This window comes from Bradyrhizobium betae (assembly GCF_008932115.1).
Lineage (GTDB): Bacteria > Pseudomonadota > Alphaproteobacteria > Rhizobiales > Xanthobacteraceae > Bradyrhizobium > Bradyrhizobium betae.
In genome coordinates this window covers 5,049,890-5,074,928 of the sequence record NZ_CP044543.1, presented here as the reverse complement: position 1 = coordinate 5,074,928, position 25,039 = coordinate 5,049,890, and the positions used below count along the sequence as shown (strand labels likewise).

General features: G+C 64.7%; 24 protein-coding genes. 3 read left to right on the top strand and 21 right to left on the bottom strand.

Features of this window, described 5'->3' with window-relative positions; translation table 11 throughout:
• Positions 1–79 precede the first annotated feature (79 nt).
• Together F8237_RS24325 and F8237_RS24320 are read right to left on the bottom strand one after the other, a co-directional pair.
• On the bottom strand, positions 80–865 hold the full coding sequence (locus F8237_RS24325; protein ID WP_151648620.1) for an ABC transporter permease: 786 nt from the start codon (positions 863–865) through the stop codon (positions 80–82).
• Entirely contained in the window at positions 865–1,683 is an 819-nt protein-coding gene (locus F8237_RS24320; protein ID WP_151648618.1) for an ABC transporter ATP-binding protein, read from the bottom strand. The genes F8237_RS24325 and F8237_RS24320 overlap by 1 nt, the downstream gene beginning before the upstream one ends.
• 134 nt (positions 1,684–1,817) lie before the next feature.
• Here F8237_RS24320 and F8237_RS24315 point away from each other — a divergent pair, with 134 nt between their 5' ends.
• Both F8237_RS24315 and F8237_RS24310 read left to right on the top strand, forming a co-directional pair.
• Entirely contained in the window at positions 1,818–2,600 is a 783-nt protein-coding gene (locus F8237_RS24315) for an ATP-binding cassette domain-containing protein (RefSeq protein ID WP_162006198.1), read from the top strand.
• The gene (locus F8237_RS24310; RefSeq protein WP_151648616.1) at positions 2,597–4,153 is read left to right on the top strand and encodes a glycine betaine ABC transporter substrate-binding protein; all 1,557 of its coding nucleotides are present in this window, start codon (positions 2,597–2,599) and stop codon (positions 4,151–4,153) included. Before F8237_RS24315 ends, F8237_RS24310 begins: the two co-directional genes overlap by 4 nt.
• A gap of 192 nt (positions 4,154–4,345) precedes the next feature.
• Here the strand turns inward: F8237_RS24310 and F8237_RS24305 are convergent, their stop codons facing one another.
• The 9 genes from F8237_RS24305 to miaA form a co-directional block, all read right to left on the bottom strand.
• On the bottom strand, positions 4,346–6,058 hold the full coding sequence (locus tag F8237_RS24305; protein WP_151648614.1) for a sulfatase-like hydrolase/transferase: 1,713 nt from the start codon (positions 6,056–6,058) through the stop codon (positions 4,346–4,348).
• Positions 6,059–6,348: 290 nt separating this feature from the next.
• Positions 6,349–7,200 carry an SDR family oxidoreductase gene (locus F8237_RS24300; RefSeq protein WP_151648612.1) on the bottom strand — a complete coding sequence of 284 codons (852 nt, stop codon included), beginning with the start codon at positions 7,198–7,200 and terminating at the stop codon, positions 6,349–6,351.
• Between the two features lie 590 nt (positions 7,201–7,790).
• Complete coding sequence (gene ilvC, locus F8237_RS24295) at positions 7,791–8,810, bottom strand: ketol-acid reductoisomerase (RefSeq protein WP_015684386.1); 1,020 nt, start codon at positions 8,808–8,810, stop codon at positions 7,791–7,793.
• A 280-nt stretch (positions 8,811–9,090) separates the two neighbouring features.
• Positions 9,091–9,786, bottom strand: coding sequence for a class I SAM-dependent methyltransferase (locus F8237_RS24290; RefSeq protein WP_151648610.1), 696 nt, complete (start codon positions 9,784–9,786; stop codon positions 9,091–9,093).
• 3 nt (positions 9,787–9,789) lie between these two features.
• Positions 9,790–10,332 (bottom strand): acetolactate synthase small subunit, encoded by a 543-nt coding sequence (gene ilvN / locus F8237_RS24285; RefSeq protein WP_015684382.1) that lies wholly within the window; start codon positions 10,330–10,332, stop codon positions 9,790–9,792.
• A gap of 11 nt (positions 10,333–10,343) precedes the next feature.
• Positions 10,344–10,484 (bottom strand): hypothetical protein, encoded by a 141-nt coding sequence (locus F8237_RS35965; RefSeq protein ID WP_154696370.1) that lies wholly within the window; start codon positions 10,482–10,484, stop codon positions 10,344–10,346.
• Positions 10,481–11,437 (bottom strand): threonine dehydratase, encoded by a 957-nt coding sequence (locus F8237_RS24280; protein ID WP_151648608.1) that lies wholly within the window; start codon positions 11,435–11,437, stop codon positions 10,481–10,483. Before F8237_RS24280 ends, F8237_RS35965 begins: the two co-directional genes overlap by 4 nt.
• Before the next feature lie 4 nt (positions 11,438–11,441).
• Entirely contained in the window at positions 11,442–13,217 is a 1,776-nt protein-coding gene (locus tag F8237_RS24275; RefSeq protein WP_151648607.1) for an acetolactate synthase 3 large subunit, read from the bottom strand.
• 329 nt (positions 13,218–13,546) lie between these two features.
• Positions 13,547–14,503, bottom strand: coding sequence for a tRNA (adenosine(37)-N6)-dimethylallyltransferase MiaA (miaA, locus tag F8237_RS24270; protein ID WP_151648605.1), 957 nt, complete (start codon positions 14,501–14,503; stop codon positions 13,547–13,549).
• 11 nt (positions 14,504–14,514) lie between these two features.
• Here miaA and serB point away from each other — a divergent pair, with 11 nt between their 5' ends.
• Entirely contained in the window at positions 14,515–15,420 is a 906-nt protein-coding gene (serB, locus tag F8237_RS24265) for a phosphoserine phosphatase SerB (RefSeq protein ID WP_151648603.1), read from the top strand.
• Between the two features lie 138 nt (positions 15,421–15,558).
• Here the strand turns inward: serB and F8237_RS24255 are convergent, their stop codons facing one another.
• From F8237_RS24255 to F8237_RS24210, 10 genes are all read right to left on the bottom strand, one after another.
• Positions 15,559–17,049: a Do family serine endopeptidase gene (locus F8237_RS24255; protein WP_151648601.1), complete on the bottom strand. Its 1,491-nt coding sequence runs from the start codon at positions 17,047–17,049 to the stop codon at positions 15,559–15,561.
• Between the two features lie 158 nt (positions 17,050–17,207).
• Entirely contained in the window at positions 17,208–17,414 is a 207-nt protein-coding gene (locus tag F8237_RS24250; protein WP_025038031.1) for a DUF2065 domain-containing protein, read from the bottom strand.
• A gap of 70 nt (positions 17,415–17,484) precedes the next feature.
• Complete coding sequence (gene hflC, locus F8237_RS24245) at positions 17,485–18,381, bottom strand: protease modulator HflC (RefSeq protein WP_151648599.1); 897 nt, start codon at positions 18,379–18,381, stop codon at positions 17,485–17,487.
• Positions 18,378–19,514 carry an FtsH protease activity modulator HflK gene (hflK, locus tag F8237_RS24240; protein WP_151648597.1) on the bottom strand — a complete coding sequence of 379 codons (1,137 nt, stop codon included), beginning with the start codon at positions 19,512–19,514 and terminating at the stop codon, positions 18,378–18,380. The genes hflC and hflK overlap by 4 nt, the downstream gene beginning before the upstream one ends.
• A gap of 159 nt (positions 19,515–19,673) precedes the next feature.
• Positions 19,674–20,183, bottom strand: a complete 510-nt coding sequence (locus tag F8237_RS24235) for a dihydrofolate reductase (protein ID WP_151648595.1) — start codon at positions 20,181–20,183, stop codon at positions 19,674–19,676.
• Positions 20,183–20,668: a GNAT family N-acetyltransferase gene (locus F8237_RS24230; RefSeq protein ID WP_151648593.1), complete on the bottom strand. Its 486-nt coding sequence runs from the start codon at positions 20,666–20,668 to the stop codon at positions 20,183–20,185. Before F8237_RS24230 ends, F8237_RS24235 begins: the two co-directional genes overlap by 1 nt.
• A 5-nt stretch (positions 20,669–20,673) precedes the next feature.
• A complete protein-coding gene (locus F8237_RS24225) occupies positions 20,674–21,468 on the bottom strand; it encodes a thymidylate synthase (protein WP_151648591.1) in 795 nt (264 codons plus the stop codon).
• Positions 21,469–21,638: 170 nt separating this feature from the next.
• Positions 21,639–22,622 (bottom strand): tripartite tricarboxylate transporter substrate binding protein BugD, encoded by a 984-nt coding sequence (locus tag F8237_RS24220; protein WP_151648589.1) that lies wholly within the window; start codon positions 22,620–22,622, stop codon positions 21,639–21,641.
• A 117-nt stretch (positions 22,623–22,739) separates the two neighbouring features.
• Positions 22,740–24,254, bottom strand: a complete 1,515-nt coding sequence (locus F8237_RS24215) for a tripartite tricarboxylate transporter permease (RefSeq protein ID WP_151648588.1) — start codon at positions 24,252–24,254, stop codon at positions 22,740–22,742.
• Positions 24,255–24,261: 7 nt separating this feature from the next.
• A complete protein-coding gene (locus tag F8237_RS24210) occupies positions 24,262–25,023 on the bottom strand; it encodes a tripartite tricarboxylate transporter TctB family protein (protein WP_151648586.1) in 762 nt (253 codons plus the stop codon).
• Between the last annotated feature and the right edge of the window lie 16 nt (positions 25,024–25,039).

Sequence of the window (25,039 nt, the reverse complement as noted above, 5' to 3'; positions counted from 1 at the left end):
GCATGGGGGTTTGACGCGTGGGCGCGCGTTCTATTCCAGCCGGTCGATCACATAAACGTCAGCGGACGGGCGCGGCGGCCTAGCCGCGCCCGTCCACGGTCGGCCGCCACACCAGCAGGCGTCGCTCCACCAGCGTAACCCCATAATCGATCAGGATGACAAAGGCCGACAGCACGAACATGCCGGCGAACACGCCAGCGACGTCGAACACACCTTCGGCCTGCTGAATGAGGTAGCCGAGCCCGGCCGCCGATCCCAGATATTCGCCGACGACCGCGCCGACCACGGCGAAGCCGACCGACGTATGCAGCGAGGAGAACATCCAGGACAGCGCCGACGGCCAATAGACGTGCCGCATCAACTGCCGCTCACTCATGCCGAGCATACGGCCGTTGTCGAGCACGGTGCGACTGACCTCTTTCACACCCTGATAGACGTTGAAGAACACGATGAAGAACACCAGCGTCACGCCGAGCGCGACCTTTGACCAGATGCCGAGGCCGAGCCACAGCGCGAAGATCGGCGCCAGCACGACGCGCGGCAACGCGTTCACCATCTTGACGTAAGGGTCGAACACCGCGGCGACGAGCGGCTGGCGCGCGAACCAGAACCCGACCAGCACACCGCCGGCCGATCCGATCACGAAGGCCAGGATTGATTCCGTCAGCGTGATGCCGAGATGCTTCCAGATCACGCCGGACGAAAACCATTTGACGATCTGGGCGAGGACGTCGACCGGATTGGAGAAGAAGAACGGCGGCAGCAGGATCTTGCCGAACACCGGCACGGTCGACAGCAACTGCCACAGCGCGACGCAAACCACGGCGACAAGGACTTGCAGCGCAAGCAGCGTGACGCGCGACATCAGACCGCCTCCGCCGCTTGGGTGGATTGCGCGTAGCCCTTCATCACCTCGTCCTTGAGCACGTTCCAGATCTCGCGGTGGAGCGCGTGGAACTCCTTGTCAAGCCGCACCTCGAAAATGTCGCGCGGGCGCTGCAAGCCGACGCGCCAGTCGCCGATGATGCGCGAGGACGGCCCGGCCGACATGATCACGACGCGATCGGCGAGCGCGATCGCCTCTTCGAGATCGTGGGTGACGAACAGCACCGCCTTGCGGTCGGCATTCCAGAGGTCGAGCAGCAGATTGCCCATCACCTGGCGGGTCTGCGCATCGAGCGGCCCGAACGGCTCGTCCATCAGGAGGATTTTGGGATCGCGGATCAGGACCTGCGCCAGCGCCACGCGCTTGCGCTGGCCGCCGGAGAGCATGTGCGGATAACGATTGGCGAATGCGCCGAGGCCGACGGCCGTGAGCCATTTCTGCGCGCGCTGCACCGCCTCGGCACGCGGCGCCCCCATGATGTCGAGCCCAATGGCGACATTGTCGAGCGCGGTCTTCCAGGGGAACAAGGCATCGGCCTGGAACAGGTAGCCGGCATCCCGGTTCAGCCCCGCGAGCGGCCGGTCGAATATCCTGACGCTGCCCGCCGCCGGCTTCAGCAGTCCGGCCGCGACGTTGAGCAGCGTGGATTTTCCGCATCCGGTCGGGCCGACAATGGCGACGAACTCGCCCTGGGCGACCGCCAGATGCGCCTTCTCCACCGCCGTATAGACCCGTCCGTCCCCGAGCCGGAACGCGACCTTGGCATCTTCCAGCGCCACCGCTGTCGGCGTTGTCATGTGTTCCCTCCGAACTTGGCCCGATGCCTTAGCCGCTCGCGCGGCCAAGTTCAATCAAGCCGCCAAGCGTGCTACGCATGGGCCTCGTCATCCCCTCCCTCGGTGGGCGGGTCAGCGAAGTGAGCCCCCGCCCGATGCCGTCCAGGACGATGATTGGCTACTCCCATGTCAGCAAGAGCTTCGGTCACCTCAAGGCTGTCGACGATGCGTCGCTCGACATCGCCGAGGGCGAGTTTCTGGCCATCGTCGGCGGCTCGGGATCTGGCAAGACCACATTGCTGCGGCTCGCCAACCGGCTGATCGAGGCCGATGGCGGCACGATCACGGTCGAGGGCAAGGACGTGCGGAATGTCGATCCTGTCGCGCTGCGGCGGCGAATTGGCTACGTCTTCCAGAGCGGTGGACTGTTCCCGCATTTGAGCGTTGCGGACAATATCGGGATCACGCCAAAGCTGCTGGGCGAACCGGCAACGGCGATTGCAACGCGTGTCGACGAGCTGCTTGAGCTCGTGCAACTCGACCGGACCGCCCATCGCGACCGGCTGCCCGAAGCACTCTCGGGCGGCCAGCGGCAGCGCGTCGGCGTGGCACGGGCGCTCGCGGCAAAACCACGCATCGTGCTGATGGACGAGCCGTTCGGCGCGCTCGATCCCCTCACCCGTGATGCGCTGGGCGACGACTATCGTGCGCTCCACCGCAGCCTCGGGCTGACCACGGTGATGATCACGCATGACATGACGGAGGCGATCCTGCTCGCCGACCGCATCGCGGTGATGCGCGGCGGAAAGCTGCTGGCGCAGGGCACGCCGGCGCAGCTGTCCGGGAGCAGCGACAACTATGTGCTGGAGCTGTTGCGCACGCCGCGGCGCCAGGTCGAGCGGCTGAACGCGCTGCTGCCGCAGGGCGGTGCGGCATGAGCCTCCTCTCCGATCCGCGCTGGGGCGAGGCGCTGTCGCATTTGCCCGACTATCTCGGCAACCATGTGCGGGTGAGCCTCGCCGCGCTGGCGCTGGGTCTCGCCGTCAGCCTGCCGCTGGCGATCCTGACCCGCAATCGTCCGGCGCCGCGGAGCATCCTGCTTGCTTTTGCGAGCATCGTGCAGACGGTGCCCGGGCTGGCGCTGCTCGCGCTGTTCTATCCGCTGCTGCTCGCGGCGGCGTCGCTGACACTGGCCTGGTTCGGTGTCTCCTTCTCCGCCTTCGGTTTCCTGCCGGCGGTGCTGGCGCTGGCGCTCTATTCGATGCTGCCGGTGCTGCGCAACGGCATCACCGGACTGAACGGCATCGATCCCGCGTTGATCGAAGCCGCGGAGGGAGTCGGCATGACCTCGCGGCAGTCGCTCGTGATGGTCGAGCTGCCGCTGGCGCTGCCGGTGATGATGGCGGGCATCCGCACCGCCGCGGTGTGGGTAATCGGCACCGCAACGTTGTCGACGCCGATCGGGCAAACCAGCCTCGGCAACTACATCTTTGCGGGATTGCAGACCCAGAACTGGGTGTTCGTGCTGTTCGGCTGCTTTGCATCGGCCCTGCTCGCGCTCGCCGTAGATCAACTGCTTGGACTGATCGAGAGCGGCCTGCGCCGGCGCAGCCGCCTACGCACCGGGCTCGGCGCCGCCGGGATCGCGGCGCTGGTCGCAGCGACCCTGGTGCCCTCGATGGGCCGCACGTCGCAGGGTTACGTGGTCGGCGCCAAGACCTTCGCCGAGCAATATGTGCTCTCGGCGCTGCTCCGGGATCGTCTCCAGGCGGGCGGCCTGCCCTCCACCGCGCGATCAGGTCTCGGCTCGAGCGTGATCTTCGAGGCGTTGAAGGCAGGAGATATCGACCTCTATGTCGACTATTCCGGCACGCTCTGGGCCAATCAGCTTCACCGCACCGACATCAAGCCGCGTGCGGAATTATTGGCGGAGCTGAAGACGGCGCTCGCCAAGGACAACGTCACCCTGCTCGGCGAGCTCGGCTTCGAGAATGCCTATGCGCTGGTGATGCCGAAGGTGCGCGCCGAGGCGCTTGGCATCCGGTCCATCGCCGATCTCGCGGCGCATGCTCCGAAGCTGTCGATTGCCGGCGACTACGAGTTCTTCTCGCGCCCCGAATGGGCGGCGCTGCAAAAGACCTATGGCCTTTCGTTCCGCGCCCAGCGCCAGATGCAGCCGGACTTCATGTATGCGGCAGTCGCCAGCGGCGAGGTCGACGTGATCGCGGGCTACACCAGTGACGGCCTGATCGCGAAATACGATCTCACGGCGCTCGACGATCCCAGGCACGCGATCCCGCCCTACGATGCCATCCTGCTGCTGGCGCCGAAACGTGCCGGCGACGAACGGCTCAAGACGGCGCTCAATCCGCTGCTCGGCAAGATCGACATCGCCACGATGCGCGAAGCCAATTTGCGTGCCGCCGGCAACGATGCGAATTCCTCACCGGATGCGGTGGCGAAGTGGCTGTGGGAGAAGGTGAGCAAGTAATCGGTCCGCTGCCCACCCCGTCATCCTGAGGTGCGAGGCGTGCACTGCGAAGCTGTGCGCGCGGAGCCTCGAAGGATGGACGGCCGAGGTGCAGCCGGGCTGTCGCCCTTCGAGGCTTGCCCTGCGACTACGCCGCAGGGCGCGCACCTCAGGCTGACGGTCAAGAGCATCGCTGACGGCCAAAACCTAGCCCTACAGCCCCCGGATCATCCCTGCATTGATCAGCAGCCGGTTCAGCCGCCGCGCCTCGGCGCCGTCCTTGCAGCCATAGAAGATGCCCTTGCAGCGGAGCATGATCTCCTTCTGCTCGGCAAAGGACGGATCGAGCGGAATGCCGGCGGCTTCCTGGATCACCAGCGGCAGATAGGGGCCGTCGACCGTGTCCATCACGGCCTCGCTCTTCACCGGCTCGAAGTTGACGGCGTCGATCGCGTAGTAGGTCGCATAGAGGCGCGGATCGTAAGCATCGAGCTTCTTGCCGAGAGCGCCCTCGTCGAGCCCGGGCTCGAGGATCGCCGGCGCGAACTCCGGCTGATGATCGCCATAGCGCACGATCAGGAAGGGTTCTCCCGGAAAATTCTTCTTCAGGCCGGCCAGGAAGGCCTTGTACTGCTCGGCGCTCATCGCCTGCCGGCGCAGATATTCGTCGATCGACGGCACGTTGCCCGGCGCGCGCCAGTTCGGCAGCAGGTCCGGGCGGAAGCGCGTCTCCCAGGGGAAATGATTGGCTCCGAGATAGACGAAGGTGAACAGCGGCTTGTTCGGCGGCTGCTGACCCATCAGCTTGAGGGCCTTGTCGTAGAAGAAGCTGTCGGGCTCGACATCCTTGGCGCCAAGATCCTTGGAGTCGAGAAAACGTTCGACGCCGGTCGTCATCTGAAAGCTGCGCGCAGCCATGAAGCCGCCATAGGCGGGATAGAGCGACAGGGTGTCGTAGCCGCAGCGGCGCAGCGCCAGCGGTAGCCCGCGTTCGACGCGGTTTGAGGCGATACGCGTCACGAAATAGGCGAAGCGGCCGAACGAGCGCGACGAAAGCCCGGCAAGCACGTTGTATTCGGTGAACCAGCTCGGGCCACCATTGCTCTCGGCCAGGAACGCGCGCTGCTTGCCGTCCCAGGATTTGAAATGGCTGCCATATCCCTGGGGCACCTTGATGCCCTGGGCGGCGCGGATGTCGAAGCTGGATTCATCATGGATCATGATGATGTTCGGCCGGCGGCCGGCGGGATGGCAGGCATCGACCAGCGGCATGTTGAGGCGCTCGTTGGACGCGGCGGCCGATTCCATGAAGCCGTATTGCGCAAAGTCGGAGACCGCGCTGACGCCGGAGCGGAAGAATTTCGAGAGATAGCCGTCGTCGTAATAGCCGCGCCAGGCCTCGTCGGGGTGGTAAAGCGAATAGCCGACCAGTGCGGCAAGACAGGCGAGCTTGCAGGCGAGCGCCGGCAGCCTGCGGATGCGGAACGGATCGAGCCACCACAGCGCATACATCAACGGCAGCGTGACGAGGCCGGCCAGGATCACCGACCAGCGCAGATTCGGGAAGATCGTGAACAGGAACGCGACAGTGTCGCGGTCGATCATCATCAGATCGATGAAGTTGACCGTCATCTGCACGACGTCGTGCTTGAGCCGCGACAGCAGCACCAGCACCACGACCATGGTCAGCGACAGCGCGCCCGACAATGCGGGCCGCCGCAGCAGCGTGATCCAGAGGAAATTGAGGATGCCCCAGGCGAGCGCGAAGGACAGCCGCGAGCCGAAGTCCGTCTCGGTCTCGTACATCAGGCCGAGCGCCGCCAGATGCGGTGCGGCAACCGCAAGCAGCCGCCAGATTCCGAGCGCGGCGACGCTCGCCAGCACGGCGGTGGCAGCAGAAGGACCTGGATTGGGCGCGGACGCCATCGACGACACGCAACAGCTGGTCCGGCGCGGTGATGCCGAGCCGTCGGCAGGCCTGCGGCGTTCGGTGCATCCGGAAGCCTGCACCGTGTCATAAAACTGTAATTGAACCGTCACCGACAAGCAACGCGCGTCGCAGTCCGACCTTCGCTTAATGTTAGTAGGTGGCGAAAGGCCGTACGGCACCGGGCAGCCTCGGTGGCCGGCGATCTGGCTTCCCCCGAGGTGGCGCCGGGCCGGTCGCGATGGCCGCCCATCCCCGTGGGCGAACGGCCGTGGCGCACTAACTTCGATTAACCCTGCGGCAGCAGCCCCAGCCGCTTGGCGATGATGCGGTCGAGCGTCCGCTTCGGCAGCACGGCACCAATCAGATGGCGCATGCGATCGGGCGTGATCTGGTAGCGGACCTTGGGATTTGGGCTGGTCAGCGCCTCGAACACGATTTCGGCGATGCGCTCGGCCGGCAGGCCCTTCGCACCGAGCTCCATCATGAACGCCATGACCTTGTTGAGCGCCGGCAGATAGGGCGAGTTCTGGTAGACGGAGAGATCGATCTGTTCGGCCTTGCTCCAGATCGGCGTCCTCACCGCGCCGGGGGCGACGATGATGACGTCGATGCCGAACAGCATCAGCTCGCGGCGCAGGCTTTCCGACAGCCCCTCGATGGCGTGCTTGGAGGTGCAGTAAGGCGCCGACAGCGGATTGCCGTTCCTGCCCGCGACGGAGCTGATCATCACGATCCGGCCCTTCGGCCCTTTCAGCGACGGGTCCGCGCCAAGCAGCGGCCCGAAGGCCTGCGTGGCGATCACAGGGCCAATGACGTTGATGTCCATCTGTCGGCGGAAATCATCCGCCGACAATTCGAGCACGGGACCGGCGACCGCGATGCCGGCATTGTTGACGAGACCCGCCAGCGTCTCGCCGCCCAGCGCAGCGCGGACCTCGCGCGCCGCCGCCAGCACGGCGGCCTCATCGGTAACGTCGAACAGCAGCGGCGTGAAATCCGTACCGAACTCACCCTTGAGCCGGTCGGCATCGGCCGGCTTGCGGACACTGCCGAAGACGCGATAGCCGCGCCCGATCAGAAATTTCGCGATGGCCCAGCCAATGCCGGTGGACGCGCCGGTGACGACGACAGATCGCATGTTCGTTTCCCCCTCAGGTTCCCCCGGGGGATCATGTAGGAGGGACGTCATGACGTGCAATGCCAACCGGTTCTCAGGCTGCGCACCGACGCCATATTTTGCCTGGCGGTCTGCCGCGGGAGGCAGCAAGCAGGTGTTGATTCTTAGGATAAAGCGGCACGCGAACCTCGCACGACCAGACCGTTCGCGCGCTGAGAACGCGGATGAAGAGCCCAGGCTTCGACTCTGAAGACGCTGACATTTCGGAGTCTGGAAGCTTGCGGGAAATTCCGAGAAACGACGCGAGGTCAAGAATGTGGTTTAAGCGTCAGTTCTTGCTGCTCGGAGAGCACTTCAACTCGCGAAGAACTTGAATGAAGCAGCAATGCTTCGCGCGAGATGAAAAGAGCGAGACCGCTGTTTGCGATCCCGCTCAGATATAGTCGCGAAGGTTTAAGATTTGGTTTGGCGAGCGAAGCTTGTGTTTTCGCTCTCGTGTCCCGGACAAGCACAGCGAAGCGAAGCGCAGAGCCGGGACCCAGAAGCCGCGATGGGCCCCGGATCAGCAGCGCACCGCTTACGCGCTGCACTGCATCCGGGGCAAGCAAGCCTCAGTTCTTGCTCTTGTCGACCAGCGCGCCCTTCTTGATCCAGGGCATCATGTCGCGCAGCTTGGCGCCGACTTCCTCGATCGGGTGCGCGGCGAGCTTGGCGCGGGTCGCCTTGAACGAGGTCTGGTTGACCTTGTTCTCCAGCATCCAGTCGCGGGCGAACTTGCCGCCCTGGATGTCGGCGAGAACGCGCTTCATCTCGGCCTTGGTCTCGGCAGTGACAATGCGCGGGCCGGTGACGTATTCGCCATACTCGGCGGTGTTCGAGATCGAGTAGTTCATGTTGGCGATGCCGCCTTCATAGATCAGGTCGACGATCAGCTTCACCTCGTGCAGGCACTCGAAATAGGCCATCTCCGGCGCGTAGCCGGCTTCGACCAGGGTCTCGTAGCCGCCCTTGATCAGCTCGACCAGGCCGCCGCAGAGCACGACCTGCTCACCGAACAGATCGGTCTCGCACTCTTCCTTGAAGGTGGTCTCGATGATGCCGGCGCGGCCGCCGCCGACGGCGGAAGCATAGGACAGGCCGAGGTCATGGGCGTTGCCCGAGACGTCCTTGGCGATCGCGATCAGGCAGGGCACGCCGCCGCCGCGCTGATACTCCGAACGCACGGTGTGTCCGGGGCCCTTCGGCGCGATCATCAGCACGTCGAGGTCGGCGCGGGGATCGAGCAGGTTGAAGTGGACGTTGAGACCGTGCGCGAAGACGAGCGCTGCGCCCTTCTTCATGTTGTCGTGCAGGTGCTCACGATAGATGTCGCCCTGGAGCTCGTCCGGGGTCAGCATCATGACGAGGTCGCCCCATTTGGCGGCTTCGGCGACTTCCATCACCTTGAAGCCGGCGGCTTCCGCCTTCTTGACCGAGCCCGAATCCTTGCGCAGCGCGATGGCCACGTCCTTGACGCCGGAGTCCTTCAGGTTGAGCGCATGGGCGTGGCCCTGGCTGCCGTAGCCGACGATGACGACCTTCTTGCCCTTGATCAGGTTCAGGTCGGCGTCGCGATCGTAATAAACACGCATGGTCGTTTCCTCGTTCAGATGGCCAGAATCGGCCGTTGGTCAAGTCTCGGACGGTGAAATTTGCGGATTTCGGGGGCTGTCTAGAGCATTTTCAGCCCCCTGGGAAACCCGTTTCTGCATGGAAAACTGCGGCATCATGCATCCATGAGGACGGGGTAGAGGGAGGCGAGCAGCAGGCTGACCAGGGTTCTCGATCGTGGAGATACCCTCTGCCCAGCCCTCCCCTGCGAGCGGGGGAGGGAGCGCAGCTGCGTCGTAGTTGCGGTTTTCTCTCACGACTTCAGCCCTGCTCCCCGGCTTTCGGTTTCCGCAGCAGATAAGTGCCGTGCATCGGCGCGTGGTAATCGGCCGAGACCAGCGTGAAGCCGACGTCGGTCAGCATCCGCTCCATCACCCAGCCGAAGGTGGAATATTCGTCACGCATATGCGTCACAACGCTCTCGCGCGAGAAATCGTGGTTCTTGATCTGGCAGTCGGCCCATTGCTCGACGTCGCGTTCGACCGCATCCGGCATCGAGGCGTAGACGATGTCGCGAAGATAGAAGGTCGCACCCGGCTTCAGCGCGCGATAGATCCGCGACATCGCCACCGCCTTCCAGAAATCCGGCAGGTGATGCAGCGTGAACTCGCTGACGATCAGATCGTAGGATTCCGGCTGGTAGGCGAAGCTCAGCAAGCCAGCCGACTGCGTCGCGACCTTGGCCTTGCGGTCCCGCGCGTAGATTTCCGCCAGCGCCAGCATCGCCGGCGAGATGTCGATGGCGTCGACCTGCGCACCCATCAGCGACGCTTCGGTCGCCAGCACGCCGTTGCCGCAGCCTATATCGGCGATCCGCCAGCCCCGCTGGACGCCCAACATTTTCAGCGCGGCGCGCGCACGCAGATCGGCATCGTCGTGGGAGTCGTAAATCGACGCCACCGTGGGCCCGATGCCCATCCGGTTCCGCTCATTGTAGTACCAGTCGCGCGCCAGCATGGTTCACATCCCTTCAGGCCCGCGACCGATCGCGGCCACGCCGGTGCGCGACACTTCGACAAGGCCGAGCGGACGCATCAGGTCGATAAACTGGTTGATCTTGTCGGTATTGCCTGTGATCTCGAACACGAAGCTTTCGGTAGTGGCGTCGATCACGCGGGCGCGGAACGCGTCCCCCAGCCTGAGCGCCTCGACGCGGTGCTCGCCCTGCCCGCGCACCTTCACCATCGCCAGCTCACGCTCGATCGAGCGCTTGGTCAACGTCATGTCGACGACGCGGTAGACCGGGATCATGCGATCGAGCTGATGCTTGATCTGCTCGATCACCATCGGCGTGCCCGTGGTGACGATGGTGATGCGCGACAGATGTTTCTGGCTCTCGGTCTCGGAGACCGTGAGACTCTCGATGTTGTAGCCGCGTCCCGAGAACAGGCCAATGACGCGCGCGAGCACGCCCGGCTCGTTCTGCACGAGCACCGAAAGCGTGTGCGTCTCGTTGGGATCGTGGCGCTCTTCGATGAAGTAGGCGGATGCGGGCTGGTTCATTGTCGTCCCCTCTATTCTTTCTTGTCATGCCCCGCGAAGGCGGGGCATCCAGTAATCACCAGCGCCGAGATTCCCACGACGGCCGCGGCGTACTGGATCGTCCGGTCAAGCCGGACGATGACAGCGGTGTATTTGGTGAGCGGTCGCGTCATGGTGCGACCACCCATTGCTTGAAAAGATCGAAATCGATATTGCCACCGGACAGCACCAGACCGACGCGTTTGCCCGACAGTTTTGCCTTTTCCTGGAGCGCCGCGGCGAGCGCGGCGGCGCCGGCGCCTTCGGCGAGATTATGCGTATCGGTCCAGTAGGCGCGGATCGCCGCGGCGACCTCGTCGTCGGTGACCTCAACGATGCGGGAAGCACCCTTGTGGATCAGCGCGAACGCTTCGGCGTCGGGGATGCGCGTCGCCATGCCGTCGGCGAGCGTGTTGCTGGTCTCGGTCGTCACGACGCGGCCTGCCGCGAACGACAGCGCATAGGACGGCGCCTCGGTCGACTGCACGCCGACGATCTCGGTCTTCAGGCCAAGCAGGTCGCGCGCCATGATGCAGCCGCAGATGCCGGAGCCCTGTCCGATCGGCACGTAGAGAATATCGAGGTCTGACGCAGCCCTGAACAGCTCGAGCGCGTAGGTCGCAACGCCGAGCACAAGATCCGGATGGAAAGACGGCACCATGTGGAGCCCCGCGAACTGTGCGTGACGCCCGGCTTCTTCGCGCGCGGCCTGAAAATCCTCGCCGTGCTCAACCAGCTCGGCGCCGAAGGCCTTCATCGCGCGGTTCTTCTCGACCGAATTGCCGCGCGGTACGTAAATCACCGCAGGCACGCCGTGACGGCTCGCCGCAAAGGCCAGGCTCTGACCGTGATTGCCGCGGGTCGCCGAGATGATGCCCGGGACGTTCGGCCGCTCGCGCTTCAGCCGTTCGAGGTAGACGAGGCCACCGCGCACCTTGAAGGCGCCGATCGGCGTGTGGTTCTCGTGCTTGACGACGACCTCGGTGCCGAGGCGTTCAGCGAGCAGCGGCCAGCCGCGCGCCGGCGTCGCCGGGACCGCCTGCCCCACGATCGCATGTGCGCGCTCGAGCTCCGTCAGGTCGAACATGACGTCACACCAGCGCCTTGCCGCCGGCGAACGCCTTCGCTGTGGCCTCGTCGTTGGCCTGCTCCGGCAACAGCATCTCGTTGTGCGCCTTGCCGGAGGGGATCATCGGGAAGCAATTTTCGAGCGCGGCGACACGGCAGTCGAACAGCACCGGACGCTTGACCGAGATCATCTCCTGGATCGCGCCGTCGAGATCCGAGGGCTTGTGCACCTGGAAGCCGACGCCGCCATAGGCCTCCGCGAGCTTGACGAAATCCGGCAGCGCCTCCGAGTAGGAATGCGACAGGCGGTTGCCGTGGAGCAATTGCTGCCACTGCCGCACCATGCCCATGTACTGGTTGTTCAGGATGAAGATCTTGATCGGCAGCTCGTACTGAACCGCCGTCGACATCTCCTGGATCGTCATCTGCACCGAGGCATCGCCCGCGATGTCGATGACGAGGCTGTCCGGATGGGCCACCTGCACGCCGACCGCGGCCGGCAGGCCGTAGCCCATGGTGCCGAGACCGCCGGATGTCATCCAGCGATGCGGCTCCTCGAAACCGAAGAACTGCGCCGCCCACATCTGGTGCTGACCGACCTCGGTCGTGATGTAGGTATCCTTGCCCCGCGTCGCCTCGAACAGGCTCTGGATCGCGTGCTGCGGCAGGATGACGTCGTTGCTCTTCTTGTAATAGAGCGAGTTGCGGGCGCGCCACTGCGCGATCTGCTGCCACCATGCCTTGATGTCGGGCTTCTTCGCCTCCGCCTTGAACACCTGGAGGATGTCGCCGAGGATGTTGCCGCAGTCGCCGATGATCGGCACGTCGACGCGGATGTTCTTGTTGATCGAGGACGGATCGATATCGATGTGGATCTTCTTCGAGTTCGGCGAGAACGCATCGACACGGCCGGTGATGCGGTCGTCGAAGCGCGCGCCGACGCACAGCATGACGTCGCAATCATGCATGGTCATGTTGGCTTCGTAGGTGCCGTGCATGCCGAGCATGCCGAGCCAGTTCTTGCCCGACGCGGGATACGCGCCCAGACCCATCAGCGTCGAGGTGATCGGGAAGCCGGTAACCTCGACCAGCTCGCGCAGCAGCTTGGTCGCTTCGGGGCCGGAATTGATCACGCCGCCGCCGCTGTAGATCACGGGACGTTTTGCATTGGCGAGCAGCGAGACCGCCTTGCGGATCTGCGTCGCATCGCCCTTCACGCGCGGGGCGTAGGAGCGGTGCACGTCGGACTTGCGCGGCGGATGATAAGTGCCGGTCGCGAACTGCACGTCCTTCGGCACGTCGACCAGCACCGGACCCGGACGGCCCGTGGTCGCAACGTAAAAGGCCTCGTGCAGGACCTTGGCGAGATCGTTGACGTCGCGCACCAGCCAATTGTGCTTGGTGCAGGGGCGCGTGATGCCGACCGTGTCGCATTCCTGGAACGCGTCATTGCCGATCAGATGCGTCGGCACCTGGCCGGAGATGCAGACCAGCGGGATCGAATCCATCAGCGCGTCGGTGAGCGGCGTCACCATGTTGGTGGCGCCCGGGCCGGAGGTCACCAGCGCAACGCCCGGCTTGCCGGTCGAGCGCGCATAGCCCTCGGCGGCGTGGCCCGCGCCCTGCTCGTGGCGAACCAGGATGTGCTGAACCTCGCTCTGTTGGAAGATCTCGTCGTAGATCGGAAGCACCGCGCCGCCGGGATAGCCGAAAATGTCGGTCACACCATGATCGATGAGCGCGCGGACGATCATCGCGGCGCCGGTCATCTGGTTCGGATCGTGGCTCTTGTCGCTCATTGGCTTGCTCCGGATGCGCTGTTGTCAGCGGCTTCGTTCGTGTCGGGTTCAGGAAATAAAAAAGGCCCCGAAGAGGGACCCTGCACACCGCCTGTCATGTGGATGGCAGCTAGCCACCCCCGGCGGTGTGCCTGGGTACGACGGCGATAAGGAGCTTGGTAATAATATTACGCATGGCAGGCGCTCGACTTCCCAAAGGTTGCGCGAAACATAGCGGCCAAAGCCCGGATGTCAAGGCGATGCGGCCGTTCCCGCGCGATTTTGGCAGTCTAGCGGTGTTCCCAGGCTTCGGCGAGAGGTAAATGCAGGAACCCCGGCACAAAAGCACCTCAACCGGGATCCCGGGTAGCGCCCACATCTGCTGCTAGCCACCCTCTCGCCTCCTCCGGCTTCACCCATTCGAATTCGGGCAGTTGGTGCCGGAACCAGGTGAATTGCCGCTTGGCATAGTGGCGGGTGTCGGCCCGGCCGATCGTGGCGGCGTCCGCCAGGCTGATCTCCCCGCGCAGATGTCGGATCAGGGCCGGCACGCCATGGGCCTTCATGGCCGGCAGCAGAGGATCGAGATGCCGGGCGGCAAGCCGTTCGACCTCATTCAGCGCGCCCGCACCCAGCATGGCGTCGAAGCGGGCATCGATGCGGGCATAGAGCTCGTCGCGCTCGGGCGCCAGGAAAACGGCGCGAAAGCTGTCCTTGGGCAACAGCGGCGGCTGGCCCTCTAGGTGCCAGTCGAGCAGCGAGCGGCCGGTCGCTTCGATCACCTCGAGCGCGCGCGCTATGCGCGTGCGGTCCCGCAGATTCAATCGCGCGGCCGCCCGTGGGTCGCGAGCCGCGAGTTCCGCATGTAGCGCTTCGACGCCGCTCCGCTCCAGCCGCGCCCGAACGTCCTCGCGTACTTCCGCTGGGATTGGCGGCACCACGGAGAGCCCCGCCGTCAGCGCCTTGAAATAGAGCCCGGTGCCGCCGATGAAGATCGGCAGCCGGCCTTCGGCTTGCGCCGCTTCGAGCGCCTTCGCCGCATCGCTCACCCAGGCGCCGGCCGAGAAGTTCACCGCCGCATCGACATGGCCATAGAGATGATGGGGCACGAGCGCCTCGTCGGCCCGCGTGGGACGCGCCGTGATGACGCGGAGGTCGCGATAGACCTGCATGGAATCGGCATTGATCACGACGCCGCCCGCGCTGAGGGCAAGCTCGAGCGCCAGCGCCGACTTGCCGCTGGCGGTCGGGCCTGCGATAAGCACGGCCTTGCCAATAGGCCTTCTGCCGACTTGCCCCTCGCTCACGAAAACCTCAAATGTCCCTCGTCGCCACGCTGATCTGCAACCCCGATAATCCTGCGCTCGACTCTACCATCGTCGACGGCGCCCGCACCGTGCTGCCCCAGGCGCTACCTGCGCACTGGCTGTTCGACGGGGTTGCGGTCGACATCCCCTTCGGCGCCGACAGTAACCTCGAAGGCGACCGTCACGCCATCGAACAGCGGCTCCGCGAGCTTCGCGGCGACCTGCCGATCGACATCGTGGTGCAACCAGTCGGCTTCCGGCGCAAGAAGCTTTTTCTCGCCGACATGGATTCCACCATGATCGGCCAGGAATGCATCGACGAGCTCGCCGATTTTGCCGGGCTGAAGGCGCATGTCGCCGCCATCACCGAACGCGCGATGCGCGGCGAGATCGAGTTCGAGCCGGCGCTACGCGAACGCGTCGCGCTGCTGAAGGACCTTCCCGCCAGCGTCGTCGACAAGGTGCTGGCCGAACGCATCACGCTGACGCCGGGCGGCCGCGAACTGGTTGCGACCATGCGCGCCCACGGCGCCTATACCTGCCTCGTCTCCGGCGGCTTCACGCTGTTCACGACCGCAATTGCCGCGAGGATCGGGTTTCAGGAGAACCGCGCCAACGAGCTCGTCGTGCGCGACGGCAAGTTCACCGGCGAAGTGAAGGAGCCGATCCTGGGCCGCGCGGCCAAGCTGGCGACGCTGGTGGATTTGATGGAATCGTTCGATCTGGACGACGTCGACTCCGTCGTCGTCGGCGACGGCGCCAATGATCTTGCGATGATCCAGGCCGCGGGGCTCGGCGTGGCGTATCACGCCAAGCCGGCGGTGGCGGCTGCCGCGGCTGCGCGGATCGATCATGGCGATCTCACCGCGCTATTGTATGCGCAGGGATATCGGCGGGATGAGTTCGTGGGGGACTGACTCATTCGTCGTTCCGGGATGGCGCGAAGCACCAGACCTCAGGTGCGCAATTGCGCAACGGGGAACCTCGAGATTCTCAGGTGCGCAATCGCGCACCTGAGGTCTGATGCTCCGCATCGCCCGGAATGACGGATGAAGTTACTGCACGCTCAGCGCCACGAAGCGCAGCTCGCCGTCGGCATTCGAAACCAGCAGCAGCACCGACTTCTTGCCGTCCTTCTTGAGCTGGTCGACGCGCTTCTGGATGTCGGCACCGCTCGAGACCGCTTCCTGCGCCACCTCGACGATGACGTCGCCGGCGGAAAGGCGCTTCTCGGCGGCGTCGGAATTGGCGTCGACGCTCGTGACGACCACGCCCTTGACGCTGTCCTTGATCTTGTAGCGCGTGCGCAGATCCTTGTTCAACGCCGCCAGATCGAGGCCGAGCGCCTTCTGCGTCACCGGCTTCTCGGGCGCGGGCTCGTCGGTCTTCACCGCGGCCTGCACCTTGTCGGGATCCTGCAAGCGGCCGAGCGTGACCTTCTTGGTCTCCTCCTGGCCCTTGCGGATGACGATGACGTCGACCTCCTTGCCGACCGCGGTGTCGGCGACGACGCGGGAAAGGTCCTTCGGGTCCTTGACGTCCTTGCCGTCGAACTTGACGACGACGTCGCCGGGCTCGATGCCGGCGGGCTTGGCCGGGCCCTTGTCGTCCACGCCGGCAACCAGCGCGCCGCGCGGCGGCTTGATGTTGAGGCTCTCGGCGATCTCGTCGGTGACGCTCTGGATGCGCACGCCCAGCCAGCCGCGGCGCAGCTCGCCGAACTGACGGAGCTGGTCGACGACACCCGCGACCGTCTTCGACGGCACGGCAAAGCCAATGCCGATCGAGCCGCCGGAGGGCGAGATGATCAGCGTGTTGACGCCGATGACGTCGCCATCGAGGTTGAACAGCGGACCGCCGGAGTTGCCGCGATTGATGGCGGCATCGGTCTGGATGTAGCTGTCATAAGGGCCCGACGAGATGTCGCGGTTCTTGGCCGAAACGATGCCGGCGGTCACGGTGCCGCCGAGGCTGAACGGATTGCCGATCGCGACCACCCAGTCGCCGAGACGCAGCTTGTCGGAGTCGCCGAACTTCACCGCAACGAGCGGCTTGGTCGGCTTGAACTTCAGCACCGCAAGGTCGGTCTTCTTGTCGACGCCGACCAGCTCGGCCTTGATCTTGGTGCCGTCATTGAGGATGACGTTGATCTCATCGGCATCCGCGATGACGTGGTTGTTGGTGACGACGACGCCTGATGTGTCGATGATGAAGCCGCTTCCCAGCGAGTTGGTCTTCTTCGGCGGGCCGCCGTCGCCGCCTTTGCCGCCGCCGGGTCCCTTGCGGTTCTTGAAGAAGTCGTCGAAGAATTCCTCGAAGGGCGAGCCGGGCGGCAGCTGCGGCATGCTGTTGCTGCCGCCGCCCTTGGCCTCGACGGTCTGCGAGGTCGAGATGTTGACGACCGCGTCGATCACCTTCTCGGCGACGTCGGCGATGCCCTCAGGTCCGCGCGCCTGAGCCGGCGTACCGAACGCGCTGAATGCACTGACGACGAGCGCGGCCAGCCCTAAGCGCAAGCGGGTCGGGGCAATGGTGGCAGCGGTCATAGGTATCTCCAGAGAACAAGGATTCGGCTCCAAGCCTTCCACTCCAAGACTGCGCTCGAACCGGGGGACGGCGCAAGCACGGAGCTTAACGGGCCTCAAGGCCCGGACAATACGGCGAAAACCCGCCTCTCGCCTTCACTTTGGCGTTGGCATGACGGCTAAATCGGGCGTCGCATCACCCAGATCAGGACCAGGCCGGCAACGGCCGAACCGATCCCGACCGCCCGCAGGATATTGTCCGGCGTGGCGATGGCGCTCTTCATGGCCTTGCGCATCCAGTTGGGACTGGCCGCAAACATCAAGCCTTCGAGCACGAACAGGATGCCTAGGCCGATGAGGAAGTCGGCGAACGCAATGGACCTCATCGGATGGGAACCTCCCGTTGTGCTGTTCTTGTCTGGACGAAGGGGCGGCAGACCTGCCGCCCCTTGTCGCTTATGGCTTGGCCGGCGCCGCGACGGGCATCCTGCCGGACGGGTTACCAAAGAACCGGAAGAAATCCGAGTCCGGACGGAGCAGGAAGCGAGTATCGCTCGATTTCAACCCAGTCTCATAGGCCGTCATCGACCGGTAGAAGGCAAAGAAGTCGGCGTCCTTGCCGTAGGCTTCCGCAAACAGGCGGTTGCGCTCGGCATCGCCGACACCGCGAGTCTGCTCGGCCTGGGACCTTGCTTCAGCCTCGATCACGGTCGCCTCGCGGTCGGCCTTGGAGCGGATCTCCTGTGCCTTCTGGCCGCCCTCCGCGCGGAACTCGGCGGCTTCCCGCTCGCGTTCCGTCTTCATGCGCTGATAGACCGCCTGGCTGTTCTGTTCCGGCAGGTCGGCACGGCGGATCCGGACGTCGACGACCTGGATGCCGTAGCCGCCGGCTTCGCGATCGAGCTGATCGCGGATGCGCTGCATCAGCTTCTCGCGGTCGTCGCGGACCACGTTGATGAAGGTGACTTCACCAAGGACGCGGCGCAGCGCCGCGTTCAGGAGCGTGGTGAGCTGGATGTTGGCGGCCTGGATCGAACCGATGCTCTGGTAGAAGCGCAACGCGTCCTTGATGCGGTAGCGCGCAAAGGCATCGACCACGAGCCGCTTCTGGTCGGACGCGATCGCTTCCTGCGACGGATTTTCCAGATCGAGAATCCGCTTGTCGATGTTGATCACCGAATTCCACGGCGCCTTGAAATGCAGGCCGGGGTCAGTGACGACGTCGACGGGGCGGCCGAACTGCAGCACGATGGTCTGCTCGGTCTGCTGCACCGTGAACAGCGACATGTAGCCGACGATCACGACGAGCAGGAGCCCGAGCAGCGTGACCATACCTGTGACCGGAGACCTCATCGGGTGCCTCCGCTCGATTGCTGACCGGTGGTAGGCGGCCGCTTGGCCGTCAGTTCGCCCAGCGGCAGATAGGGCACGACGCCCTGGCCCGAGGGGCCGCCGTCATAGACGAGCTTGTCCGCGCCGCCGAGCACGCGCTCCATCGTCTCCAGATAGATCCGTTCACGCGTCACGTCGGGCGCCTTCTTGTATTCCTCGTAAACCTTCAGGAAGCGCGAGCTCTGGCCCTTGGCCTCGGCGACTGTCTGCTCCCTGTAGCCTTCGGCGGCCTGCAGGATCTGCGCTGCACGTCCGCGTGCCTGCGGCACCACCTGGTTGGCGTAGGTCTGCGCCTCGTTCTGCAACTGCTCGAGATTGGCGCGCGCCGCCTGGACGTCGCGGAACGCGTCGATCACCTGCGCCGGTGGGTCGACCTTCTGCATCTGCACCTGGCTGATGACGATGCCGGCGCCGTAGCTGTCCAGAGTCTTCTGGATCAACTCCTGCACGCCCTGTTCGGTGACGTTGCGCGCGCCGGTCAGGATCGGCTGGATCTGCGAACGGCCGATCACTTCGCGCATCGCGCTCTCGGCGACCGCTTTCACGGTGCCTTCGGGATTCTGGATGTTGAAGAGGAAGTCGCCGACGCCGTCCGGCTTGATGCGCCAGAGCACGGTGAAGTCGACATCGACGATGTTCTCGTCGCCGGTCAGCATCAGGCTCTCTTCCGGCACGTCACGAATGGAACGGCCGCGCCGCGCCGGATCGTCGATCAGCGTCATGCCGATCGAGATGGTGGAGACGCGCAGCGCCTTCGGCAGCAGCACGGTCTCGATCGGATAGGGCAGATGATAGTTCAGGCCGGGCTGCACGGTGCGGACATGTTTGCCGAAGCGCAACACGACGCCGAGTTCTTCGGACTGCACCCGGAAGAAGCCCGACAGCAGCCAGAACGCGATGATGAGCAGGATGATCAGCGTGATGCCGATGCCGGAGAAATAGCCGCCCGGCATGATCTGCTGGAGGCGATCCTGGCTGCGCCGCAGAAGGTCTTCCAGATCCGGCGGCCTCGGCCCGACCGGTTGCGGGCCTGTGCCCCATGGTCCCTTCGGACCCGAGCCCCATGGGCCACCGCCCTGATTCTTCCACGGCATTCGACGTTCTCCTCGGCAGACCGGGACTAGAACTAACCCGGCCCGCATTGTCCGGTCCGGCTTTATAGGGGACCGGCAGGTCCCTTACAACGCAGCCCTCGCCGTCCTCCGAGCTAAGCTCGGGGCCGGAAAAGTCAATGTTAACATTGGCAAAAGCGGTTAATGGCCGCGCCTTCGACGATATGTCACATAGGAGTAGTCGGCGCTGTCGTTGGGGCCGGCGGGATGACGGATGCGCGCGACCTCATCCCAATCGGCCCTGTCGATGTCGAAATGCGTGTCGCCGTCGGGCCGCGCATGCACTTCGGTAATTTCGAGGCGGTCCGCGCGATCGAGCCATTGCCGGAAGATCTCGGCACCGCCAATCACCGCGATCTCGGCGACCGAACGCCGCAGGGCATCGCCAAGCGCGACCGCGCCTGCGTCGGCGGCCGAGGTCGTGACGATGGCACCGGCGGCGCGATAAGCCGCATCGCGCGTGATGACGATGTTGGTGCGACCCGGGAGCGGACGGGGCAGGGATTCGAACGTCTTGCGCCCCATGATCAGGGGCTTGCCGATCGTCAACGCCTTGAAGCGCGCCAGGTCTGATTTCAGTCGCCATGGCATTGCGTTGCCGGCGCCGATGATGCCGTTCTCCGCGATGGCCACCACGAAGACGATCTCCATCAGGTCGCGCTCCCGGCGAGGCGCGTCAGCGCAGGACCGGTGACCCGGCACAGCGTCCAGTCGTCCATCATGACAGCGCCGAGCGATTTGTAGAACGCGATCGACGGCGCGTTCCAGTCGAGCACCGCCCATTGCAAACGCGACCAGCCGTTGTCGACGCATTCCTTCGCGAGATAAACCAGCAGCTCCTTGCCGAGCCCCCTGCCCCGGTGGGACGGCCGCACGTAGAGATCTTCGAGATAGATGCCGTGGCGACCGCTGAAGGTGGAGAAATTGACAAACCAGACAGCAAAGCCGACCGGCTCGCCGTTCCACTCGGCGATGGCGCAATGGAGTTGCGGTCTCTCGCCGAACAGCGCATCGCCGATCAGCGCCTCGGTCGCATCAACCTCGTGCGAGAGCTTTTCGTATTCGGCGAGCTCGCGGATGAAGGCGAGAACGAGCCCGGCTTCGCCGGGACGCGCGCGGCGGATATTGAGCGACATCTGCGTCAGACCGCGACTTCCGCCTTGATGTGCGGATGCGGATCGTAGCCGACGAGCTCAAAATCCTCAAAACGGAAGGAGAAGATGTCCTTCACGTCGGGGTTGATCCGCATCACCGGCAGCGCACGCGGCGCGCGGGTGAGCTGGAGCTTCGCCTGCTCCAGATGGTTGGAATACAGATGGGTGTCGCCGAACGAATGCACGAAGTCGCCGGGCTTCAGGCCCGTCACCTGCGCCACCATCATGGTGAGCAGTGCATAGGAGGCGATGTTGAAGGGCACGCCGAGGAAGACGTCGGCGGAGCGCTGGTAGAGCTGGCACGACAGCTTGCCGTTGGCGACGTAGAACTGGAACAGGCAGTGGCACGGCGGCAGCGCCATCTTGTCGACTTCGGCCGGATTCCAGGCCGAGACGATCAGGCGGCGCGAGTCCGGGTTGCGCTTGATCATGTCGACCACGTTCGCGATCTGGTCGATGCTGCGGCCATCCGGCGCGGGCCAGGAGCGCCATTGATGGCCATAGACCGGGCCAAGATCGCCGTTGGCGTCCGCCCACTCGTCCCAGATGGTGACGCCGTTGTCGCGCAGATATTTGATGTTGGTGTCACCCTTCAGGAACCACAACAGCTCATGCACGATCGCCTTCAACGGCAGCCGCTTGGTGGTCAGCATCGGGAAGCCGGCGGACAGATTGAAGCGCATCTGATGGCCGAATATCGACAGCGTCCCGGTCCCGGTCCGGTCGGTCTTCTCGGCGCCGTCTGATAGAATCCGCTCGAGCAAGTCCTGATACTGGTGCATGTGCCATAGAGCCTTTGGGGAGGCGGCGAACTTACCGGCCACCCCCGTGCCGCGACAGCGGCGATTCGCTGCCTCCACCGATTATACCCCGAAAAATGAGCGTTCCCGGCGCAAACGACAAGGGGCGGAACTGACGTCCCGCCCCTCGACTATCGGCTTGATCCTGCTTGCTAACTTGCCGGCTTGAGCACCGGGGTCCACTTCGCGATCTCGTTCTTGACGAGGGTGGCCAGCGCCTCCGGCGTCCGCTCCGCGGGAGCCGGAATGACGCTGCCGAGCTCGAGCAGGCGCTTCTTCACGGTCTCGTCGTCGAGCGCCTTGATGGCGGCGGCGTTCAGGCTCGCCACGATCGCGGGTGAAGTTCCCTTCGGCGCGAACATCGCATTCCAGGCCTGGGCCTGGAATGCCGGCAGGCCGGCTTCCGCCGTAGTCGGAACGTTCGGCAGCGACGGATTGCGCTCCGCCGTTGCGATCGCATAGGCCTTGATGGTGCCGGCGTTGATCTGCGGCACCGCGTTGACGATCTGGTCGCACATGTAGTCGACCTGCCCGGCGACCAGCGCGTTCATCGCAGGGCCCGTGCCGTTGAAGGGTACGCCGACCGGCTTGATGTCGAGGATGGAATGCAGGAGCTCGCAGGACACGTGCGAGACCGAGCCGATTCCGGCATGCGCCGCATTCACCTTTTCGGCGTTCGCCTTCACGTAAGCCACGAACTCCTTGAGGTCCTTCGGCGGAAAGTCCTTGCGCGCCAGGATCAGGATCGGCGTGCCCGCGAGCAGCGCGATCGGCTCAAAGTCCTTTTCGGGATGATAGGCGAGCTTGGGATAGAGCGGCACCGATGCAGCGTGCGTCCCCATATGCCCGGTGATGAGCGTATAGCCGTCATTGGCCGCGCGCGCGGCGCGCGTGGTCGCGGTCGTGCCGCCTGCGCCGACCACGTTCTCGATGATGATGCTCTGCCCGAGCGTCTGCGCCATATGCGAGGTGACGATCCGCGAGATCACGTCGGTCGGACCGCCGGCCGCGAACGGCACGATCATGGTGATGCCGCGCGTCGGATAGGTCTGCGCCTGTGCCGGTGCGACAAAGGAGCACAGCGATGCCAGCACGGCGGCATATGCGCCCGCAGCAAACGTGCGAATGGAAGTCATCTCGATCCCCCCGGACACGAAAAAAAATGCCGGCCAAAAAGGCCGGCATTTTCATTTCACGAAGAGGTCACACAAGTCGATTCGACTTCCGAATGCGGCGCGCCGACGCAGGCCCGCTCAGTTCTCGGATTCGGTGAACACCTCGTCGCGCTTGGAACGCAACGCGGGCAGCACCGTGAGCACCAGAAGGAAGGCCGCGATCCCCAGCAGCACCGCCGACAGCGGACGCGTCAGGAACACGCTCCAGTCACCGCGCGAGATCAGCAGCGCGCGGCGCAGATTCTCTTCCATCAGCGGTCCGAGCACCATGCCGAGCAGCAGCGGAGCCGGCTCGAAATCGTGCTTGATCAGCCAGTAGCCGACCAGACCGAACACACCTGCGAGAATGACGTCCACCGGCGCGTTGTTCACCGAGTAGATGCCGATCGCGCAGAAGATCACGATCGAGGGGAACATCAGCCGGTAAGGCACGCGCAACAGTCGCACCCAGATGCCGACCAGCGGCAGGTTGATGATGATCAGCATCAAATTGCCGATCCACATCGAGGCGATCATGCCCCAGACGAGGTCGGGCTGCTTCTGCATCACCTGCGGGCCCGGCACGATGCCGTGAATGGTCATCGCACCGACCATCAGCGCCATCACCGCGTTCGGCGGGATGCCGAGCGTCAGCAGCGGAATGAAGGACGTCTGCGCCGCTGCGTTGTTGGCGCTTTCCGGCCCCGCCACGCCCTCGATTGCGCCGCGACCGAACCGCGACGGGTCCCGGGCAAGCTTCTTCTCGAGCGTGTAGGCCGCAAACGACGCGATCACCGCGCCGCCGCCCGGCAGAATGCCGAGGATCGAGCCGAGCGCGGTGCCGCGCAGGATCGCGGGCGTCGAGTCGACCAGATCTTTCCTGGTCGGCATCAGGCCGGTGATTTTCTGCTGCACGAGATCGCGATTCATCTCGGCGCCGGCATCGAGGTTGCGGATGATCTCGGCAAAGCCGAACACGCCCATCGCCACCGTCGCGAAGCCGAGACCGTCGGCAAGCTCCGGAATATTGAAGGCCATGCGCGAAGCACCGGTCTCGATGTCCGAGCCGACCATCGAGAGCAACAGGCCGAACACGATCATCGCGATCGCTTTCAGCACCGAGCCCTTGGCCAGCACGACCGCGAAGATCAGGCCAAGCACCATCAGCGAGAAATATTCGGCCGGACCGAACGCCAGCGCCAGCTTGGTGAGCGGCGCGCCGAGAACGGCGATGAGCACGGTCGCGACGCAGCCGGCGAAGAACGAGCCGATCGCCGCAATCGCCAGTGCCGGACCGGCACGGCCCTGCTTGGCCATCTGGTGACCATCGATGGCGGTGACGACCGATGTCGCCTCGCCTGGTATGTTGACGAGGATCGACGTGGTCGAGCCGCCATACTGGGCGCCGTAATAGATGCCGGCGAGCATGATCAGCGCACCGACCGGCGGCAGACCAAACGTGATCGGGAGCAGCATCGCGACCGTCGCGATGGTGCCGATGCCCGGGAGAACGCCGACCAGCGTACCGACGAGGGCACCGATCAGGCACATCAGGAGGTTGATCGGGGAGAACGCGACGGCGAAGCCGTGAGCGAGGTTGGCAAAGAGATCCATTACGCCCTCACTGGACCAGGAAACGCGGGAACATCGGCATCGGCAGACCGAGCACGTAAGGGAATAGCAGCGCGCAGCCGAGTGTCAGGCAGGCGCCGACGATGATCGTTTCGACCCAGCGCGTCTCATGCGTGCCCATCGCCGCGATCAGGAAGCTCGTAAACGCCGAGACCACAACACCAAGCGGACGGATCGCCAGGGCAAAGAAGACGATCGAGGCCATCACGAACAGCGGTCCGCGCCAGGAGTAATGCGCCATCGACGGTCCGTCGGTCAGCAGTCCCGTCAACGCGATGGCGGCGCCGAGAGCCACGAGCAGCCCGCCGAACATCCGGGGGGCCGTGCCCGCCCCGAAAGAGAAGCCGCGCATTCCCTGCAAATCGCTGGAGGCCCACAGCGCGAACAAGGCGAGCGCCATCAGAGCGATCCCGCCGACATAGTCCTGCGCCGACCGGATTGTCATGAACAGCGTGAGGATCGCCGCCGCAAATACCGGGTAGGAATAGATCAGCGCCAGCAGCACATCGGATGACGCCTTCTTGGTGTCACCGCCGATAGATCCGATCAGCGCCCCGGGCGCGCCCGCGACCAGCGCGGTGGCGTGGCTGATCAGGACGGTGGCCGGACCGCGTCCCGCGCCCCACCCAAAAATCGTCCCGATTGACCAAATGAATTCGAAAATCTGCGGCGCTACGGCCAGCAGACAAAAGCCGATCACCACCGACGTGTTTCGGGTGGCTGTCGCTGAGTGGCCCATTGTATCGGCCATGCATGTCTCCTCCGCG